The sequence below is a fragment of the Pseudomonas hydrolytica genome (genome assembly GCF_021495345.1).
In the GTDB taxonomy this organism is placed as follows: Bacteria; Pseudomonadota; Gammaproteobacteria; order Pseudomonadales; family Pseudomonadaceae; genus Aquipseudomonas; species Aquipseudomonas hydrolytica.
In genome coordinates this window covers 1,914,571-1,934,366 of sequence record NZ_CP099397.1, presented here as the reverse complement: position 1 = coordinate 1,934,366, position 19,796 = coordinate 1,914,571, and the positions used below count along the sequence as shown (strand labels likewise).

12 protein-coding genes and 1 pseudogene are annotated in these 19,796 nt (G+C 62.1%); all 13 read right to left on the bottom strand.

The window, feature by feature from the left end; genetic code table 11:
* Positions 1-8 precede the first annotated feature (8 nt).
* Positions 9-950 (bottom strand): hypothetical protein, encoded by a 942-nt coding sequence (locus L1F06_RS08910; protein WP_129483561.1) that lies wholly within the window; start codon positions 948-950, stop codon positions 9-11.
* Complete coding sequence (locus tag L1F06_RS08905) at positions 947-3,814, bottom strand: glycosyltransferase family 4 protein (protein ID WP_177491250.1); 2,868 nt, start codon at positions 3,812-3,814, stop codon at positions 947-949. Before L1F06_RS08905 ends, L1F06_RS08910 begins: the two co-directional genes overlap by 4 nt.
* A gap of 92 nt (positions 3,815-3,906) precedes the next feature.
* Complete coding sequence (gene wecC, locus L1F06_RS08900) at positions 3,907-5,178, bottom strand: UDP-N-acetyl-D-mannosamine dehydrogenase (protein ID WP_129483563.1); 1,272 nt, start codon at positions 5,176-5,178, stop codon at positions 3,907-3,909.
* 2 nt (positions 5,179-5,180) lie between these two features.
* Positions 5,181-6,314 (bottom strand): non-hydrolyzing UDP-N-acetylglucosamine 2-epimerase, encoded by a 1,134-nt coding sequence (wecB, locus tag L1F06_RS08895; protein WP_129483564.1) that lies wholly within the window; start codon positions 6,312-6,314, stop codon positions 5,181-5,183.
* Positions 6,315-6,373: 59 nt separating this feature from the next.
* Positions 6,374-7,870 (bottom strand): annotated as a pseudogene (locus L1F06_RS08890) (MBL fold metallo-hydrolase).
* Between the two features lie 200 nt (positions 7,871-8,070).
* On the bottom strand, positions 8,071-8,355 hold the full coding sequence (gene ihfB / locus L1F06_RS08885; RefSeq protein ID WP_129483565.1) for an integration host factor subunit beta: 285 nt from the start codon (positions 8,353-8,355) through the stop codon (positions 8,071-8,073).
* Between the two features lie 411 nt (positions 8,356-8,766).
* Complete coding sequence (rpsA, locus tag L1F06_RS08880) at positions 8,767-10,449, bottom strand: 30S ribosomal protein S1 (protein ID WP_012018329.1); 1,683 nt, start codon at positions 10,447-10,449, stop codon at positions 8,767-8,769.
* 147 nt (positions 10,450-10,596) lie between these two features.
* Positions 10,597-11,262 (bottom strand): (d)CMP kinase, encoded by a 666-nt coding sequence (gene cmk / locus L1F06_RS08875; RefSeq protein ID WP_129483567.1) that lies wholly within the window; start codon positions 11,260-11,262, stop codon positions 10,597-10,599.
* Positions 11,259-13,499 (bottom strand): bifunctional prephenate dehydrogenase/3-phosphoshikimate 1-carboxyvinyltransferase, encoded by a 2,241-nt coding sequence (locus L1F06_RS08870; protein ID WP_129483568.1) that lies wholly within the window; start codon positions 13,497-13,499, stop codon positions 11,259-11,261. The genes cmk and L1F06_RS08870 overlap by 4 nt, the downstream gene beginning before the upstream one ends.
* Positions 13,496-14,605, bottom strand: coding sequence for a histidinol-phosphate transaminase (hisC, locus tag L1F06_RS08865; protein ID WP_003243547.1), 1,110 nt, complete (start codon positions 14,603-14,605; stop codon positions 13,496-13,498). The genes L1F06_RS08870 and hisC overlap by 4 nt, the downstream gene beginning before the upstream one ends.
* Positions 14,606-14,692: 87 nt before the next feature.
* Complete coding sequence (pheA, locus tag L1F06_RS08860) at positions 14,693-15,787, bottom strand: prephenate dehydratase (RefSeq protein WP_024307836.1); 1,095 nt, start codon at positions 15,785-15,787, stop codon at positions 14,693-14,695.
* 1 nt (position 15,788) lies between these two features.
* Positions 15,789-16,874, bottom strand: coding sequence for a 3-phosphoserine/phosphohydroxythreonine transaminase (gene serC, locus L1F06_RS08855; protein WP_129483569.1), 1,086 nt, complete (start codon positions 16,872-16,874; stop codon positions 15,789-15,791).
* A 118-nt stretch (positions 16,875-16,992) separates the two neighbouring features.
* The gene (gene gyrA, locus L1F06_RS08850; protein ID WP_129483570.1) at positions 16,993-19,761 is read right to left on the bottom strand and encodes a DNA gyrase subunit A; all 2,769 of its coding nucleotides are present in this window, start codon (positions 19,759-19,761) and stop codon (positions 16,993-16,995) included.
* Between the last annotated feature and the right edge of the window lie 35 nt (positions 19,762-19,796).

Here is a 19,796-nt window from a genome sequence, read left to right as displayed (position 1 = left end):
TATTGGCTCTATTTATCCTTCAGCGCAGCCAACTGCTGCCGAAGGCCAGATACGATTGCATTAAACTCTTCCTCGCGTACGCCCGGCGTCACCTTATGATCGTGACGCAAATCCGCAAGCTTCTTACCCTCCAGAGCGGTAAGCCCATTGGGCGTGGCCCGCCCCGCCAGAGTGTTCAGCACATCGTGGCAAGCTCCACAGGCCTGCACCAGCAGGTAAGACCAAGAATACTTCTCCTCCAGCGTCTCGATCTGCGCATTGAGCTGGCGCATCACCTCCACGGCCGCATCGGATACGCTCTCGTTATGCCGCCGCTCGAGAGAATAGGTTATGCCCGGTAGCTCGGTGCAGTACTCGAGCAACTGACGCACGGGCACCTCCTCATAGCGCATGACCCTGACCGGAGCCTGAAAGGCGGCGCTGACATCCTGAATCAGCTCACCCTGATCGAGCAGGCGCCGAACCGGCTCCAACTCACGGAAGGCCGCCAGTGGCAGGCTGTTCTGGTAATGCGGCTTGCCCTTGACCGGCTGATTAATCACCGCCTGCTTGTAATAGGAGCGCAGCCATTCGCTCTCCCGACGCAGCACCATGCAGATTTCCAGCTCGCCGTGGGCGCGCAGCAGCTCAGCCAATTGTCGGTTGCGCTCCAGCCCATGGAAATAGAAATCGTTGGACAGGGCCTCATTGGAAAGCACGATGCGACTGGCAGCCTTGTAGCCCCGCTCGCTACCTATGTCGTAACCCTGCCCCTTGCGTACTAGGTCGAGCACGAAGTTGTGCTTGGGGTCATCCTGTCGATACACCTGCGCCGGATACAGCACCCCCTGCCGCAGCAGAACCTCGCGCGACTGATAAAACGCCTGCTGCAAGGCAGTGGAGCCCGTCTTCGGCAGACCGATATGCAGGATTATTTTTTTCTTGTGCGAATTACGGAAAAACATCGTCATCGCTCGATCAAGGCCCGCTCGACAGCGTACCGATAGCCTGCCGCCACCTGCTGCGCACCGTAGCGCCCGGCCACGACGTCGCGCAGGCGCTGTGGGTCATAAGGCGTTCGCAGCACCGTGCGAAGAGCCTCGATCAGTTCGGGTAACCCGGCATCGCCATCCACACCAGCACCGATGGGCACCCCTAACTCGGCCGCAATTTCCGACAGCGTTGGCGCGAAGCCCACAACCGGAACTCCGCAGGCCAGCGCCTCTAAGTACACGATGCCAAAGGATTCACTCGTACTGGGTACACACAACAAAGACGATTGGGCTATCTCGGCAGCTATGCGAGACGGCGGGCACCGCCCCAAGAATCGAATCGACTCAGGCGCCGTGCTTGCCTTCGCCAACAGCTCCAATTCGGTGCGTTCCTCTCCATCTCCTATGACCAGCAGCTCGATACCCAAAGTGGATGCCGCACTTATCAGCAGATCCACGCGCTTGCGCGCGATCAGAGAGCCCACGAATACGATACGGACGTTAGCGTTTTCAACTCGCAATGGCTCATTGAAAAACTCGCTACCGATCGCATTGGGAATAACAACCGGCACAGTACTGTAATCGAAGCCCAAGATCCTGCCTTCGCCAGCACAGTGGGCGCTAGGGAATATCAGCGCGGTGAACTGAGGCAACGCCTGCCGAATCTTTTCTCGCACCTGCGCCGCCTGATCTTGATCAGCCTGCATGGTCACGGCATGCCAAGAATGGACGGCGCCGACTGACCGCACATCGCTGCATAGTTGGGCATGCCAGTAAGCCCAGCGATGGGCGATATGGAAAAACAGCACGCAGTCGATACGCTCACGCTGCAACAAGTCGCAATACCACTGACGGTGCTCTTCCGGGGCTTTGGGCGGCTCGAATACGCATAACTCAGAGGGCATCTCCGAACCAATCTGACCCGACCAGTTGTTGGCCAGCACCCCCACCAGCTCGATAGAGCTATCGCCCTGTTCGGCCAGCCACTGTTCCAGTACAACCTTATGGATGCTGGCCACGCCACCGCCGGTGCCGCCACCCCATTCGGGAGGCAGCGAGCCGACCGATAAAACGCGGATAACCGGTTTGCCAAGAGACTTGCTGCTCGAGTGCACACCGTTGGCGGCATAGAACTCGCCGAGCGGACGAATCACCTGGCTCCACTGACCGTGCCGGCTGACTTGGGTAAAAGCATTGTCCGCCAGGCGCTGGCGCAGGGCCGGGCTCTCGGCCAAGCGGATCATGGCCTCGGCCAGGGAGTTGGCATCACCAGCCCGGTGCAGCAGCGCGGTTTCACCCTGTTCGAAGATCTCGCCGAGGGCATCCACATCGGAGACCACCAGTGGCACGCGCATGGCCATGGCTTCGAAGGGCTTGAGCGGAGACACTAACTTGCACACGGTGTAGGGCTTGCGCGGCAAAGCAATGGCACTGAGCAGAGAAAAGTAGCGGGTGACTTCGGCATGGGAAACCCGCCCGGTGAAGATCACCTGGGCGGACACGCCCAGACGGGCGGCCTGTTCGCGCAGGTTAGCCAGTTCATCGCCATCACCCACCACAAGCAGCCGACTGTCAGGCACACGCCGGAGCAGCGCCGGCATAGCCGTGATTAGGTCGTCCAGCCCCTCGTACTTGACCACCGAGCCGACATAGCCACAGACGAAGGTGTCCGGGCCGAGCCCAAGCTGTTGAGCCAGAGCCCGGTCTGGCTCCAGCGGCTTGAAGAACTCGAGATTGACTGCGTTGGGCAGCAGCTCGATGCGCTCCTCGGCCACGCCGCGGCGTACCAGTTCGGTCGCCAGCGCCTTGGTCAGGGTGAATACCTTGTCGGCGTGCGCCGCAGTATGCGCTTCCAGCATGCGATCCAGCGCGAAGCGCTCGGTCTGCTCCCAACCTGCCTTTTTCGAGGATGCGGTGTACTCCCAGAGCCCGCGCACCTCATAGCAAAACGGAAGGCCGAGGCGCCTGGCCGCAATCAACGCAGGCAACGCAGCCTCATAGTTGGAGGCCGCGTGAATCACTGCTGGGCGCAGGCGACGAGCAGCCCGCTCCAGCTCCGCCGCAGCCTTCGTCAAGTAAAGGTCATAACGCACCTCACGCCTGTGCCTCCCTTGGAGGCGCTCGTACGGTACACCGTCAATGATATTGAGCGCGGGAGCGTTGGTATTCCGCGAGTCTGGCCGGTCTGCGGGGTAGCCCGGCCGCGTCACACAGTGCACAGCCCAACCCTGCACCCTCAGTGACTCAAGCAAGTGATGGGTACGGGTGGTGTAACCAGTCGTGTGATAGGGACGAGAGCTGGATGCTACATAAAGAACACAATGCGGATCGGCAACATAGTCGCTAGGGGCCGCAGCTGTTGGTATTTCAGGCAGGCTGGTATACAGCAGCTGCGCACCACGAATCTGCAGGGCCTTCTCCTGTTCCGCGAAACTCAGTACGGAATCGGACAGCCCATCCAGTAGAGAGCTCGCCTCCTGGATGGAGCCGGCGTCCCACAGCGTCATGCAGTTGCGCACGCGATTTTCTTGCGAAGCATCCAGCGCCAGGGACCTCCTGGCCAACTTGGCAGCGCTGAGCACATCGCGAGCCAGCTCTCTCTTGGCCAACACCCGATACGCCTTTGCCCTCAGCGACTGGTTTTTTAGCGCCTCGGCCATCACGCATACGATATCGATGCCCTGGGTTTCATAGGCGTCCAGCACGTCTCGAAAACGCCATCCAAGCACCCGCTCGCGCGCTCGAATTAATCGGCGGGCAGGTCTGATCAAAAACTTTATCGTTCTCCAGCGTAGCGCCCAGTACAGCCGCATATATAGCTTTTTCGGTGACAGGCCCAGCATGGAGGCTCCCGCTCGATGACGCATGATGATTCAAAAGACAGACGCGTGAACCGGGCCAGCCAGCTAGCGGCTGGGCCCCGATCTACGGAGCATTAACCCCAGATACCCTTCGTATCGATGACGTATTGCCCCACCGAGAAAGCAGGCCTGGCTGCACGGAAGGATTCGTGATCGACCAGCAGGATGATGACGTCGGCACTCTCCAGCGCCGACTCCTGGCTCACGAGCTGTATCCCAGCAGCTTGCAGTTTTGGCGGAAGAATCTCGATATTGGGTTCTACAGCCAGGATGCGCGCTGCGAACTGTTCGGCTAACGCGAGAGCGATCCCTACAGCGGGGCTTTCGCGCAAATCGTCGATATCCGGTTTGAATGCCAAGCCAAAACAAGCGACGGAAATATCAGCTGCAGTTTTCCGTGGGCTGGCGTTGAGGCACTCGGCAACCGCCAGTTTGACCTTTTCGATCACCCATTCCGGCTTGCTGTCATTGACCTCACGGGCAATGCGGATCAGGCGTGCCTGCTCCGGGGTCTGGCTGACGATAAACCAGGGGTCAACCGCGATGCAGTGGCCACCCACACCGGGGCCGGGTTGCAGGATGTTGACCCGAGGATGACGATTGGCCAGTGCAATCAACTCCCAAACGTTGATTTCGAGCTTGTCGCAGATGATCGACAACTCATTGGCAAAGGCGATGTTGACGTCCCGAAAGCTGTTTTCGGTGAGTTTGGCCATTTCGGCGGTGCGTGCATTGGTCACGACGCACTCCCCTTCTACGAAGGTCTTGTAGAGGGCGCAGGCTGCTTTCGAACATTTGGCTGTCATGCCACCGACGACGCGGTCGTTCTGCACCAGTTCGCGCAGCACATGGCCAGGCAAGACGCGCTCGGGACAGTGGGCAACGCGGATATCAGAATCTTCGCCGTGGGTTTGCGGGAAGCTCAAGTCCGGGCGAGCCTCGGCCAGCCAGGCAGCCATCTGTTCAGTAGCACCAACGGGCGAGGTGGATTCGAGGATGACCAGATCTCCCTGCTTCAGCACCGGCGCAATGGCCTTGCTGGCGGCTTCGATATAGCTGAGATCCGGGTCGTGGTTATCGCCCTTGAACGGAGTGGGTACTGCAATCAGGAAGGCATCGGCCGGCTCAGGCTTGGTAGTTGCCTTTAGATAACCCTCCGTTACGGCAGCATGCACGACCATATCCAGATCGGGCTCGACAATATGGATTTCCCCACGATTGATGGTGTCGACCGCATGCTGATTAACATCTACGCCGATAACCTTGAGTTTACGCGAGGCGAAGACAGCGGCTGTCGGCAAACCAATATAGCCCAGACCCACAACGGAAATAGTATTGAACTGCATGCTTAGTTCTTCTTGAGTTGGGAAAGAGATTCGAGGATGCGCTGACAGGCCTTGCCATCGCCGTAGGGGTTGTGAGCGAAACTCATCTGACGGTAGGCGGCTTCGTCAGTAACAAGCGTGGCGATAGCGGAGGTGATAGCCGCCACATCAGTGCCCACCAGCTTGACCGTACCAGCTTCGACCGCCTCCGGGCGCTCGGTCGTATCGCGCATCACCAGCACGGGTTTGCCCAGCGAGGGCGCTTCTTCCTGGATGCCACCGGAGTCGGTGAGGATCAGGTAGGCCTGATTCATCAGGTAGACGAAGGGCAGGTAATCGAGCGGCTCGATCAGGTGCACATTGTCGATGCCGGCCAGCAGACGATTGACGGGCTCGCGTACGTTGGGATTCAGGTGGACGGGATAGACAATCTCCATGTCAGGAAAGCGCCGCGCGGTATCGACCAGCGCCTGGCAGATGCGCTCGAAGCCACCACCGAAACTCTCCCGCCTGTGACCGGTGACCAGCACCAGTTTGCGCTCTGGGTGCAGGAAGGGAAAACGCGAAGCGAACTGGGTCAGCAACTCGGCGTCGGTATCCAGCTTGGCTACCACCTGCAGCAGGGCATCGATGACGGTATTACCGGTGATGACGATGCTCTTCGGGTCGACCCCCTCCCTCAGCAGATTGCCACGAGAGGTTTCGGTCGGCGCGAAGTGGAATGTCGCGAGCGCGCCGGTGAGCTTGCGGTTACCCTCCTCCGGCCAGGGTGAGTAGATGTTGCCCGTGCGCAGCCCGGCCTCGACATGTGCCACCGGAATCTGTTGGTAATAGGCGGCGACGCTAGCGGCGAAGGTGGTCGCCGTGTCGCCATGCACCAGCACCACATCGGGCTTGAAGCTCGCCAACACCTCACGCATGCCGAGCAGAATGGCGCTGGTCACATCGGTCAGATCCTGCCCTGGCTTCATGATGTTGAGATCGAAGTCCGGCACCAGCTCGAAGAGGCCGAGCACCTGGTCGAGCATCTGCCGGTGCTGGCCGGTAACGCAGACTTTCGCCTCGAAACGTGGGTCGGCTTGCAATGCAAGCGCCAGCGGCGCCATTTTGATGGCCTCGGGACGAGTACCGAAGACACAGAGCGTTTTAATAGTCATCTAAACCACACAACCCAGGATCAACCTTTCAAAAAACAAAAACTTGCCCTACCCCGCAATCACTCGGAGCCGACAATCAGAAACTCTCCTTGCCGCGACACCTGCTGGTATCGAGCACGCAAGGCATGCATCAGCGCCCGCTTGGCCGCCAGTTCCCCATGCACGATCCGCACCTGCGACGGCCAGTGGCGCATCCGGTGACGAATCTTACCAAACCACCCCGATCCGCGTGGGCCGAATAGCCGCCCATGGTATGCACCGGGGCGCTGATGTCGTAGCGCTGGCCGTCCATCTCCACGAATCCCCCCCTGGGGGCCGAAGCGCTGGATCTGCCGGCCGATCGTGCCTTCGGCCTGGTAGCCTACGAACAGCACATTATGCCGGGCATCGCTGAGCATGGCCTTGAGGTAGTTGATGATCCGACCACTGGAGCACATGCCGTTGCCGGCAATGACGATGGCAGGCTGGGCGGTTTGCACCAGGCGGCTGACCATAACCAGGTGCGCCTGGTGGCTATCGACGGTCAGCAGGTTGTCGAAGGCCAGGGGCTTGCGTCCAATCCGAACTTGCGCCAGCGCTTCGGCATCCCAAAAGGGTTTGAGTTGCCGATAGACACGGGTAAAGCGACTGGCGAGCGGCGAATCCAAGATGATCGGCAGGCTATGCCAGTCGATGGCTAGCTCACCGCACCTCACCCCGCCTTCCCTCACCCCTGGCCCCTCTCCCGAAGGGAGAGGGGGATTAAGAGCGGCACTCAGCCTCTTGCAGTGAATGATGTCTTCCAGCTCATAGAGCAGCTCCTGAGTGCGCCCGATGCCGAAGGCCGGGATCAGGACTGCGCCCTGGTCGGCCAGGGCCTGCTCCAGCATCGCCTCAAGGCGCTTGCGGCGGTTGCGGCGGTTTTCGTGCAGGCGATCACCGTAGGCGCTCTCGATGACGAGGATATCGGCGCGATGCGGCGCCTTGGGTGCAGGCAGAATTGGCGCGTGGGGCGCCCCGAGATCGCCGGAGAAGACCACTCGCTTGCGCTCGCCGCTCGGCGGATAGTGAAGATCGACCTCCACATAGGCCGAGCCGAGGATATGGCCGGCGCGCTGCAGGCGAATTCGTGCCTGCAACTGTGCGCTGTCGACCAGGTTGAACCAGGTCTTGTAGGGCAAGGCGACGATTCGCTGCTCGATCAGCTTGAGGTAGCGCTCCAACTTGGCCTGATCACGACTGAAACCCAGCTTGAAGGCATCTTCCAGCACGATGGGCAGGAGCTTGGCAGATGGCTCGCTGCACAAGATGGGCCCCTTGAAGCCGGCCGCCAGCAGATAAGGGATACGTCCGACATGGTCGATATGCACGTGGGTGGCGACCAAGGCCCTGATTCCCGCGAGGGAGAAATCGATATCGAGGCGATTGGCCCCTGCACGCCCTTCTAGTGAGGTTTCGGCCCCCTGAAACAACCCGCAGTCAACAAGAAGCGCATGCTCGGCACCCATCTGTAACTGATGGCAGGAGCCCGTCACGCCGGAAACGGCGCCGTGATGAAGAATGAAAGGGTACCGCACGAGTCAATCCCTTAACACTGCCGAAAACTTCAGGGACTCTACCCTGGCGGCGCGGATCACGAAGCCCGGCAAACGGGCATGAGGAAAGCGGATGGCGATGTGATAGCCCGCACATTTTGCATGCTTTTTAGTTTTTCGCAAGCTAGACGAAGGATTGACGCCAAGCTAGCGAGCGAACGCCCCCCATTAGCTCGCCGATATTATTCCTCTTCGTTCACCCGATCACGCAGCTCCTTGCCCGGCTTGAAGTGAGGAACGAATTTGCCGTCCAGGCGCACCGACTGGCCGGTTTTCGGATTACGGCCAACTCTCGGAGCACGGTAATGCAGCGAGAAGCTGCCAAAGCCGCGAATCTCGATCCGGTCTCCCGTGGCCAGGGCCTGGGACATCTGTTCCAGCATGGTCTTGATGGCCAGCTCGACATCCTTGGAGGACAGCTGGCCTTGGTGGGTGACAATTCTTTCGATCAACTCCGACTTGGTCATGGTTTTCCCTTCTTTTTCAAGCGGCTAGAAGACTCGACGGTTCGGTTTTAGCACGCTGGTCAGCTTTTGAACAGCCTAAAAAACAAGGTGTTAGCGCAATCTGGGGACAGAGCCTCGCCAAAGGGCACGCGAGAGGATCGCCTTAAGGAATCAAAGCGATCTCCCTGTAGATGGGCGAGCCCAAGCGCGTTCGCGCGTTCACTGGCAACCGGTGAGCAAGAAGCTTCCGAGCAGAGCTCGTCTTAACCGGCCAACTCCGTGACGGCACCAAGAGCATGGAGTGCCCGACTGCCGTGTTATGCCGCGCACCAGGAGTTACACATCGATTGGTGCGCGTGGCGCACCCTACGGGACGCGAAAACGAAAAAGGCGGCCCGAGGGCCGCCTTTTTCTTGGATGAATTACCCGAACTTAGTTCTGGTTTTCCATCTGAGCACGGATCAGATCACCGATGGTGGTCGGGCCGGTGCTTTCAACGTCTTGCTTGTTACGCAGTTCCTTCATCGCGTCCTTCTCGTCCTCGACGTCTTTCGACTTGATGGACAGGCTGATAACGCGGGACTTGCGGTCGACGCTGATGATCTTGGCTTCTACTTCGTCGCCTTCCTTCAGGACGTTGCGCGCGTCTTCAACGCGGTCACGGCTGATTTCGGAGGCTTTCAGGGTAGCTTCGATCTCGTTGCCCAGGTCGATGATGGCGCCCTTAGCATCTACTTCCTTCACAACGCCGCGGACGATGGTGCCCTTGTCGTTGAGGGAGACGTAGTTGCTGAACGGATCGTCTTCCAGCTGCTTGATGCCCAGGGAGATGCGCTCGCGCTCCGGGTCAACCGACAGGATGACGGTTTCCAGCTCGTCGCCCTTCTTGAAGCGACGCACGGCTTCTTCGCCGGCTTCGTTCCAGGAGATGTCGGACAGGTGAACCAGGCCGTCGATGCCACCGTCCAGACCAATGAAGATACCGAAATCGGTGATCGACTTGATGGTGCCGGAGATCTTGTCACCCTTGTTGAACTGACCGGAGAAGTCTTCCCACGGGTTGGTCTTGCACTGCTTGATACCCAGGGAGATACGACGACGCTCTTCGTCGATGTCCAGAACCATGACTTCCACTTCGTCGCCGACGTTGACGACCTTCGACGGGTGGATGTTCTTGTTGGTCCAGTCCATTTCGGACACGTGTACCAGACCTTCAACGCCTTCTTCCAGCTCAGCGAAGCAGCCGTAGTCGGTCAGGTTGGTGACGCGCGCCATGACGCGGGTGTTTTCCGGGTAACGAGCCTTGATGGCAACCCACGGATCTTCGCCCAGCTGCTTCAGGCCCAGGGATACGCGGTTACGCTCGCGATCGTACTTCAGAACCTTGACGTCGATCTCGTCGCCAACGTTGACGATCTCGGACGGGTGCTTGATGCGCTTCCAAGCCATGTCGGTGATGTGCAGCAGGCCGTCTACGCCGCCCAGGTCAACGAACGCACCGTAGTCGGTGAGGTTCTTGACGATACCTTTGACTTGCTGGCCTTCCTGCAGAGATTCCAGCAGAGCTTCGCGCTCGGCGCTGTTTTCGGCTTCCAGGACGCTGCGACGGGAAACGACAACGTTGTTGCGCTTCTGGTCCAGTTTGATGACCTTGAATTCCAGCTCTTTGCCTTCCAGGTGAGTGGTATCACGCACCGGACGGACGTCGACCAGGGAACCCGGCAGGAACGCGCGGATGCCGTTGACGTCAACGGTGAAGCCGCCTTTGACCTTACCGTTGATAACGCCCTTGACCACTTCTTCAGCGTTGAACGCAGCTTCCAGAACCAGCCAGGATTCAGCGCGCTTGGCTTTCTCGCGGGACAGCTTGGTTTCACCGAAGCCATCTTCAACCGCGTCCAGCGCAACGTGGACTTCGTCACCGACCTTGATGGTCAGCTCGCCTTGTTCGTTGAAGAACTGGTCGAGCGGGATGACGCCCTCGGACTTCAGGCCGGCGTGGACGGTAACCCAGTCACCGTCGATGTCGACCACGATGCCGGTGATGATGGCGCCCGGCTGCATGTCGAGGGATTTCAGGCTTTCTTCAAAAAGTTCTGCAAAGCTTTCGCTCATGTTGATTCCTGTTGTCAAGGGCGGGGATTCGCCCAAACCACACTCCAGACAATGTGGGTTCGTTCATGTAAAAAGAGGCCTGCGGGACAAGGACTGGTCTCCCGCATGCCTCCTTGCGAGCCTATCGACTTAAGCAGCCGTGGCTCATTACCCGGCGAGATCGCGATCGGCGACCTCACACAGAATTCGTTCTAGCACCTGCTCGATGGACAATTCGGTGGAATCCAGCAGGATTGCGTCGGCTGCCGGCTTGAGCGGAGCCACCGCGCGCTGGGTATCGCGCTCGTCGCGCGCCCGTATCTCGTCGAGAAGACTCGCGAGATTAACATCATCGCCCTTTGCCTTCAACTGCAGGTAGCGACGACGGGCACGCTCCTCGGCGCTGGCGGTGAGGAATACCTTGAGCGGCGCATCGGGAAACACCACTGTACCCATGTCGCGGCCATCGGCTACCAGGCCCGGCTCCTCCTGGAAGGCGCGTTGACGCTGCAGCAGCGCCTCACGCACGGCCGGCAGCGAGGCGACCATGGAGGCGCCTGCGCCAACCTGCTCGTTGCGGATGGCGTCGGTCACCTCCTCACCTTCGAGCACGATGCGCTTGTCGATGAATTGCACATCGAGATGGGCCGCCAGCTGCTTGAGCGCCTCCTCGTTGGTCAGATCGATGCCGTGATTGCCGGCGGCGAACGCCAGCAGGCGATAGAGGGCGCCGGAGTCGAGCAGATTCCAGCCCAGCTGTTTGGCCAGCAGCGCGCAGAGAGTGCCCTTGCCCGAGCCGCTCGGCCCGTCGACAGTGATGACCGGGGCGTTCATGCCTTACCCTCTTCTGCCACCTGGATGCCGACTTCAGCAGCCAGCGCGAGGAAGTTGGGGAAAGAGGTGGCGACGTTGGCGCAGTCGTGGATGCGGATCGGCGCGCTGGCACGCAGCGAGGCGACGCTGAAGGACATGGCGATACGGTGGTCGCCATGAGCCCAGACCTCGCCACCGCCAATTGAACCACCCTCGATGATGATGCCGTCCGGGGTCGGCTCGGCCTTGACGCCCAGGGTGATCAGGCCGTCGGCCATGACCTGGATGCGGTCGGATTCCTTGACCCGCAACTCCTCGGCGCCGCGCAGCACGGTGCGACCTTCGGCGCAGGCGGCGGCGACGAACAGCACCGGGAACTCGTCGATGGCCAGGGGCACCAGGTCTTCGGGAATGTCGATGCCTTTCAGTTTGGCGCTACGCACGCGGATATCGGCCACCGGCTCGCCACCCACCTCACGCTGGTTTTCCAGGCTGATATCGCCGCCCATCAGTTTGAGGATATCGATCACCCCGGTGCGGGTCGGGTTGATGCCAACGTGCTCGAGCACCAGCTCGGAGCCTTCGGCGATGCTCGCCGCGACCAGGAAGAAGGCGGCCGAGGAAATATCGGCGGGCACCTCGATGCGCGTGGCCGTCAGCTTGTGGCCGGACTCGACGCTGGCGGTGCTGCCCTCCACGCTCACCGGGTAGCCGAAGCCGCGCAGCATGCGCTCGGTGTGGTCACGGGTCGGCGCCGGCTCGGTCACCGAGGTGCGGCCTGCCGCATACAGGCCGGCCAGCAGCAGGCAGGATTTGACCTGGGCGCTGGCCATCGGCATTTCGTAGTCCATGCCGGTCAGGCGCTGGCCGCCCTTGATGGTCAGCGGCGGACGGCCTTCCGGACCGGTCTCGATCACTGCGCCCATCTCGCGCAGCGGCTTGGCCACGCGATTCATCGGGCGCTTGGACAGCGAGGCATCGCCGGTCAGCACGGTGTCGAACGGCTGCGCGGCGAGCAGGCCGGAGAGCAGGCGCATGGAGGTGCCGGAGTTGCCCATGTACAGCGGACCCGCCGGAGCCTTTAGGCCCTTGAGCCCAACGCCGTGAATGGTCACGCGGCCATGGTGCGGCCCTTCGATGACCACGCCCATGTCGCGGAACGCCTGCAGGGTGGCCAGGGCGTCCTCGCCTTCGAGGAAGCCTTCGACCTCGGTGGTACCTTCAGCCAGCGAACCCAGCATGATCGAACGATGCGAGATGGATTTGTCGCCGGGCACACGAATGCGTCCGGACAGGCTGCTACCGGGTTTTGCCAGGAAAATCAGATCGGTCGAGTGCATAGCGTCCACATAGGCCCTGCGGGCCAGAATTTTGCTGAAATGTTCGCGGGCAACGCGGGCGCGGGTGAACACGCCCAGGAGTTGATGCCCATCCCCGGCGTCGACCGCATCGCGCAAGGCGTCGAGGTCGTCGCGAAATGTATCCAGTGTGCGCAGCACCGCCTCGCGGTTGGCGAGGAAGATATCGTGCCACATCACCGGGTCACTGCCGGCGATCCGCGTGAAGTCGCGGAAGCCGCCAGCGGCATAGCGGAAAATTTCCAGGTTCTCGCTGCGCTTGGCCAGCGAGTCGACCAGGGTGAAGGCCAACAGGTGCGGCAGGTGGCTGGTGGCGGCGAGCACTTGGTCGTGGTGTTCTACCTCCATCGTCTCGACGTCCGCACCCAGCTCGCGCCACAGGCTCTCCACCAAGGCTAGCGCGGCCTCGTCGCTGTGCTCGCAGGGTGTCAGGATAACCTTGTGGCGACGGAACAGCTCCGCGTTGGCAGCCTCCACACCGCTCTGCTCGGACCCCGCGATGGGATGACCAGGCACCAGCCGCACGGTTTTGCCCTGAAACGCCAGGCGCGCAGCGCGCACCACGTTGCCCTTGGCACTACCGACGTCGGTCAGCACGGCGTCGCCCAAGTCGAGCTTGGCCAGTTCGGCCAGCAGCTTTTCCATGGCCAGGATAGGCACCGCCAGCTGGATCACCTCGGCCCCCTGACAGGCGGCCGCCAGATCGGTCTCGCAACGATCGACCACACCCAACTGCACGGCCAGGCGGCGCGATTCGGCATCCAGATCGACGCCCACCACCTCGCGGCACAGGCCGCGCGCGCGCAGGCCCTTGGCGAAGGAGCCGCCGATCAGACCGAGGCCGACCACCACCAGGCGGCCGATCTTAGGGGCGCTCGATTGCACTGCGGTTACAGTCACGCCGACAACACCTTGGCCAGGGCCTCTAGGAAACGGGCATTCTCGCGCGGCAAGCCGATGGATACGCGCAGGAAGTTGGGCATGCGGTAACCGGCCATCGGCCGCACGATCACCCCTTCACGCAGCAGCGCCTGATTGATCGCCGCGGTATCGCGACCGAAGTCGACGGCGATGAAGTTGCCCTTGGAGGGTATCCAGCTCAGATCCAGCGCGCGCAGGCCGTCCTGCAGCTGCTGCATGCCGGCGTCATTGAGGCGACGGCTCTCGGCCAGGTACTCGGCATCGGACAACGCGGCGCAGGCAGCGGCCAGGGCCAGGCTGTTGACGTTGAACGGCTGGCGCACGCGGTTGAGCACGTCGGCGATGGCCGGCGAGCTGATCGCGTAGCCAACGCGCAGCGCGGCCAGACCATAGGCCTTGGAGAAGGTGCGCGAGACCAGCAGGTTGGGATGGCGCGCCAGATAATCCAGGCCATCGGGCAGTTCGTCGCCTTCGGCGTATTCGATATAGGCCTCGTCCAGCACCACCAGCACCGACTCCGGCACCTTGGTCAGGAAAGCTTCCAGCGCGTCCGGACCGAACCAGGTGCCGGTCGGATTGTTGGGGTTGGCGATGAACACCACGCGCGTGTTGTCGTCGATGGCGGCCAGCATCGCGTCCAGATCGTGACCGTAGTCCCTGGCCGGCACCACCTTGCCCTGCGCGCCGACGGCCTGAGTGGCGATGGGGTAGACGGCGAAGGCGTAGTCGCTGAACACGGCGTTGAGGCCAGGCGCCAGGTAGGCGCGAGCGACCAGCTCGAGGATGTCGTTGGAGCCGTTGCCCAGGGTGACCTGAGCCGCGTCCACGCCATAACGCGCGGCCAGCGCGCTCTTGAGGGTGAAACCGTTGCCGTCGGGATAGCGGGTCAGCTCGTCCAGCTCGGCACGGATCGCGGCCAGCGCCTTGGCGCTGGGGCCGAGCGGATTTTCGTTGCTGGCCAGCTTGACGATACCGGCCGGGTCGAGGCCCAGCTCGCGGGCCAGCTCATCGACCGGCTTGCCCGGCACATAGGGGGACAGCTTCTGCACACCCGGCTGGGCCAGGGCGATGAAATCACAAGTCATAGCTACACGCCTCAAACTGCAAGCCACAAGTCAGAAGCCGCGCGTCGATCCGCCTGCAGCTTGTGGCTTGCAGCTTGCGGCTGCTGTTTAGAGTACCGCCTTGGGATAGGAACCCAACACCTTCAGCGCCACGGCCTCCTGGCCGATCTTCTCCAGCACATCCTTGATCAGCGGGTCGCGGTGGTGGCCGACGAAGTCGATGAAGAACACGTAGGTCCACTTGCCACTGCGCGACGGCCGCGTCTCGATGCGGGTCAGGTCGATGCCGTTGTTGTGGAACGGCACCAGAAGCTCGTGCAGCGCGCCCGGCTTGTTGCGCATGGAGACGATGATCGAGGTCTTGTCGTCGCCGGTCGGCGGCACTTCCTGGCTGCCGATGATGAGAAAACGCGTGGAGTTGTCCGGGCGATCCTCGATCTTTTCCGCCAGCTTGGTCAGGCCATACAGATTGGCCGCCATGTCGCCGGCGATGGCCGCGCTGTTCCACTCGCTCTTGACCCGCTTGGCGGCGTCGGCGTTGCTGGAAACCGCCACGCGCTCGACGTTCGGGTAGTGCGCGTCCAGCCACTTGCGGCATTGCGCCAGCGACTGGGCATGGGAGTAGATGCGGGTGATCTTGTCGGTCTTGGTGGTTTCGCCGACCAGCAGGTGGTGGTGGATGCGCAGCTCGACTTCGCCGCAGATCACCATGTCGTGCTCGAGGAAGCTGTCGAGGGTGTGGTTGATCGCGCCCTCGGTGGAGTTCTCCACCGGCACCACGCCGAAGTTCACCGCACCGGCGGCCACTTCACGGAACACTTCGTCGATGGCGGCCATCGGCACGCTGATCACGGCATGACCGAAGTGCTTCATCGCCGCAGCCTGGCTGAAGGTGCCCTCGGGGCCGAGGTAGGCGACCTTGAGCGGGTTCTCCAGGGCCAGGCAGGAAGACATGATTTCGCGGAACAGCCGCGCCATTTCCTCGTTGCCCAGCGGGCCCTTGTTGCGCTCCATGATGCGCTTGAGCACCTGGGCCTCGCGCTCGGGGCGATAGAACACCGGCGACTCGCCTTCCTTGAGCTCCTTCATCTTCACCCGCGCCACTTCTTCGGCGCAGCGCGCGCGGTCGCTGATCAGCTCGAGGATGCGCTCATCGAGGTTGTCGATGCGCACGCGCAGCGCCTGCAGCTCCTGTTCCGACATATCAGGCGTGCTCCTTCTCGAACTCGGCCATATAGGCCACCAGCGCCTCGACGGCGTCCAGGCCGACGGCGTTGTAGATGGAGGCACGCATGCCGCCCACCGAACGGTGGCCCTTGAGGTTGAGCAGGCCGCGCTCATCGGCGCCGGCGAGGAAGGCCTTGTCCAGCTTCTCGTCGGCCAGGCGGAACGGCACGTTCATCCAGGAACGGGCGTTGTGGGCGATGGGGTTGCTGTAGAAATCGCTGCCGTCGATGGCCTTATACAGCAGGTCCTTCTTTGCGCGGTTGACGCGCTCCATGGCCTCGACGCCGCCCTGCTCCTTGAGCCACTGGAACACCAGGCCGGACAGGTACCAGGAATAGGTGGCCGGGGTGTTGTACATCGAGCCGTTGTCGGCCGAGATCTTGTAGTCGAGCATGGTCGGGCAGCTGGAGCGGGCACGACCGAGCAGGTCCTCGCGCAGGATCACCACCACCAGACCGCTGGGACCGATGTTCTTCTGCGCACCGGCGTAGATGAGGCCGAACTGCGAGACGTCGATGGGACGCGAGAGGATATCCGAGGACATGTCCACCACCAGCGGGATGTCGCCGGTCTGCGGCACCCAGTCGAACTGCAGACCGCCGATGGTCTCGTTGCTGCAGTAATGCACGTAGGCGGCATTCTTCGACAGTTGCCAGTCGTTCTGCCCGGGAATGGCGAAGTAGTCGTAGGACTTGGCGCTGGCGGCGACATTGATGGCGCCGTAGCGACGGGCCTCCTCGATGGCCTTCTTCGACCAGATGCCGGTCTCGACATAGTCGGCCACGCCGTCTTCGGGCAGCAGGTTGAGCGGGATCTCGGCGAACTGCTGGCTGGCGCCGCCCTGCAGGAACAGCACCTTGTAGTCGTTGGGCACGGCGAGCAGATCGCGCAGGTCCTGCTCGGCCTGGCTGGCGATGGCCACGTACTCGTCGCTGCGATGGCTCATCTCCATCACCGACAGGCCCTTGCCTTGCCAGTCGAGCATCTCGGCCTGGGCGCGTTGCAGTACAGCGGTCGGCAGCGCGGCGGGGCCGGCGCAGAAGTTAAAAGCTCGCTTGCTCACGTCTGTCTCTCTCAGATTCACAGAACGCCACCACCAGACGATGGCATGTCCAAACTGTCTGCCGTGCTCGCGCAAGGCGCCTCAGCCGCGACTGAAGCGCCACCTGCGCAGCCGGGTTTTACTCCTCGCTGCCTTCCTCGGCGTCGGCGACCGGCGCGTCGGCGCTGTCGGCGACTTCAGCGCCCTCCTCGGCCTCGAGCAGTTCGTCCTCTTCCACCGGCGTCGGCTCCTGCACACGCTCCAGGCCGACCAGGGTCTCGTCCTTGGCCAGCTTGATCAGGGTCACGCCCTGGGTATTGCGGCCGGAGCTGGACACTTCGTCGACACGGGTACGCACCAGGGTGCCCTGGTCGGAAATCAGCATGATTTCCTCGCCGTCCTGTACCTGGATGGCGCCGACCAGCTTGCCGTTACGCTCACTGGTGACCATGGCGATCACGCCCTGACCGCCACGACCGCGACGGGGGAACTTGCCCAGCCCGGTGCGCTTGCCGAAACCGCGCTCGGAAGCGGTAAGGATCTGCGCACCGGACTCGGGAATCAGCATGGAGATCAGGCGCTGATCCTTGCCCAGGCGCATGCCGCGCACGCCGCGGGCGGTACGGCCCATGGTGCGCACCTTGCTCTCGGCGAAACGCAGTACCTTGCCGGCGTCGGAGAACAGCATGACTTCCTTGGCGCCGTCGGTGATGGCGGCGGCGATCAGGGTGTCGCCCTCTTCCAGCTTCAGGGCGATCAGGCCGGCGCTACGCGGACGGCTGAACTGCACCAGCGGAGTCTTCTTCACGGTACCGAACGCGGTGGCCATGAAGATGAAGGCGCCAGTCGGCTCGGCGACCAGCTCTGGGGTTTCGCCCTCGACTTCCTCGACTTCCTCGGCCTCGACCACTTCGGTGGCTTCGCCTTCGATCACCAGGCCTTCGTCGTCCAGGTCCTCGTCGGCCCCGGCGCTCTGCTGCAAGGCTTCCAGGTCGATCTGCAGCATGGCGGTGATGCGCTCACCCTCGTCCAGCGGCAGCAGGTTGACCAGCGGACGACCGCGGGCGGCACGCGAGGCCTCGGGAATCTCGAAGGTGCGCAACCAGTAGACCTTGCCCTTGCTGGAGAACAGCAGCAGGGTCGCATGGCTGTTGGCCACCAGCAGGTGCTCGACGTAGTCCTCGTCCTTCACCCCGGTGGCGGACTTGCCCTTGCCACCGCGACGCTGCGCCTCGTAGGCGGCCAGCGGCTGGCTCTTAGCATAGCCACCATGGGAGATGGTGACGACACGCTCTTCCTCGGTGATCAGATCGGCGATGGTCAGGTCCTGACGCGAGGCGATGATCTCGGTGCGACGGGCGTCGCCGAACTCGGCCTTGACCTTCTCCAGCTCGTCGCGAATGACTTCCATCAGGCGCTCGGGGCTGGTCAGGATGCGGATCAGCTCGCCGATCAGGCTGAGAATTTCCTGGTATTCGGCCAGCAGCTTCTCGTGCTCCAGACCGGTGAGGCGGTGCAGACGCAGTTCGAGGATGGCCTGAGCCTGCTCCGGCGACAGGTAGTACTTGCCGTCGCGCAGGCCGTACTGCGGATCCAGCCCTTCCGGGCGGCAGGAATCGGCACCCGCGCGCTCGACCATGGCTTCCACCGCGCTGGATTCCCAGGCAGTGGCGATCAGACGCTCCTTGGCTTCGGCCGGCGTCGGCGAGGCCTTGATCAGCTCGATCACCGGGTCGATGTTGGACAGCGCCACCGCCTGACCTTCGAGGATGTGGCCGCGCTCGCGCGCCTTGCGCAGCTCGTAGACGGTACGCCGGGTCACCACTTCGCGGCGGTGACGGACGAACACTTCGAGCATGTCCTTGAGGTTCATGGTCTTCGGCTGACCGTCGACCAGCGCCACGACGTTGATGCCGAACACGCTCTGCATCTGGGTCTGGGCGTACAGGTTGTTCAGCACCACGTCCGGCACTTCGCCGCGACGTAGCTCGATCACCACGCGCATACCGTCCTTGTCCGACTCGTCGCGCAGCTCGGTGATGCCTTCGATCTTCTTCTCTTTGACCAGCTCGGCGATCTTCTCGATCAGACGCGCCTTGTTCAGCTGATACGGCAGCTCGGTGACCACCAACTGCTGACGACCGCCGACCTTGTCGATGTCCTCGACCTCGACGCGGGCGCGGATGTAGATGCGCCCGCGGCCGGTGCGGTAGGCCTCGATGATGCCGGCACGGCCGTTGATGATGCCCGCGGTGGGGAAATCGGGGCCGGGGATGTACTGCATCAGGTCATCGACGGTCAGGTCGGCGTTGTCGATCAGCGCCAGGCAGCCATCGATCACCTCGGAGAGGTTGTGCGGCGGAATGTTGGTGGCCATGCCCACAGCGATACCGGACGAGCCGTTGACCAGCAGGTTCGGCACCTTGGTCGGCATCACCGCCGGAATCTGCTCGGTGCCGTCGTAGTTGGGCACCCAATCGACGGTTTCCTTGTCCAGGTCGGCCAGCAGTTCATGGGCCAGCTTGGTCATGCGCACTTCGGTGTATCGCATGGCCGCGGCGTTGTCGCCGTCCACCGAACCGAAGTTGCCCTGGCCGTCGACCAGCAGGTAACGCAGGGAGAAGTCCTGAGCCATCCGCACGATGGTGTCGTACACCGCGGTGTCGCCGTGCGGGTGGTATTTACCGATCACGTCACCGACCACACGGGCCGATTTCTTGTAGGGCTTGTTCCAGTCGTTGCCCAGTTCGCTCATGGCATAGAGCACACGGCGGTGTACCGGCTTCAAGCCATCGCGCGCATCCGGCAGCGCACGCCCGACGATCACGCTCATTGCGTAGTCGAGGTAGGACTGTTTCAGCTCGTCTTCGATATTGACCGGGAGGATTTCTTTGGCCAGTTCGCCCATGAGAAGCCTGGTTCCTTTTTCTGGTGAAACTCCGC

Excerpts from the sequence above, each read along its gene's own strand:
- pheA (WP_024307836.1), bottom strand. The coding sequence starts at position 15,787 with ATGTCGGAACAGGAGCTGCAGGCGCTGCGCGTGCGCATCGACAACCTC.
- rpsA (WP_012018329.1), bottom strand. The coding sequence starts at position 10,449 with ATGAGCGAAAGCTTTGCAGAACTTTTTGAAGAAAGCCTGAAATCCCTC.
- gyrA (WP_129483570.1), bottom strand. The coding sequence starts at position 19,761 with ATGGGCGAACTGGCCAAAGAAATCCTCCCGGTCAATATCGAAGACGAG.
- L1F06_RS08910 (WP_129483561.1), bottom strand. The coding sequence starts at position 950 with ATGACGATGTTTTTCCGTAATTCGCACAAGAAAAAAATAATCCTGCAT.
- wecB (WP_129483564.1), bottom strand. The coding sequence starts at position 6,314 with ATGACTATTAAAACGCTCTGTGTCTTCGGTACTCGTCCCGAGGCCATC.
- L1F06_RS08905 (WP_177491250.1), bottom strand. The coding sequence starts at position 3,814 with ATGCTGGGCCTGTCACCGAAAAAGCTATATATGCGGCTGTACTGGGCG.
- wecC (WP_129483563.1), bottom strand. The coding sequence starts at position 5,178 with ATGCAGTTCAATACTATTTCCGTTGTGGGTCTGGGCTATATTGGTTTG.
- hisC (WP_003243547.1), bottom strand. The coding sequence starts at position 14,605 with ATGACTTGTGATTTCATCGCCCTGGCCCAGCCGGGTGTGCAGAAGCTG.
- cmk (WP_129483567.1), bottom strand. The coding sequence starts at position 11,262 with ATGAACGCCCCGGTCATCACTGTCGACGGGCCGAGCGGCTCGGGCAAG.
- ihfB (WP_129483565.1), bottom strand. The coding sequence starts at position 8,355 with ATGACCAAGTCGGAGTTGATCGAAAGAATTGTCACCCACCAAGGCCAG.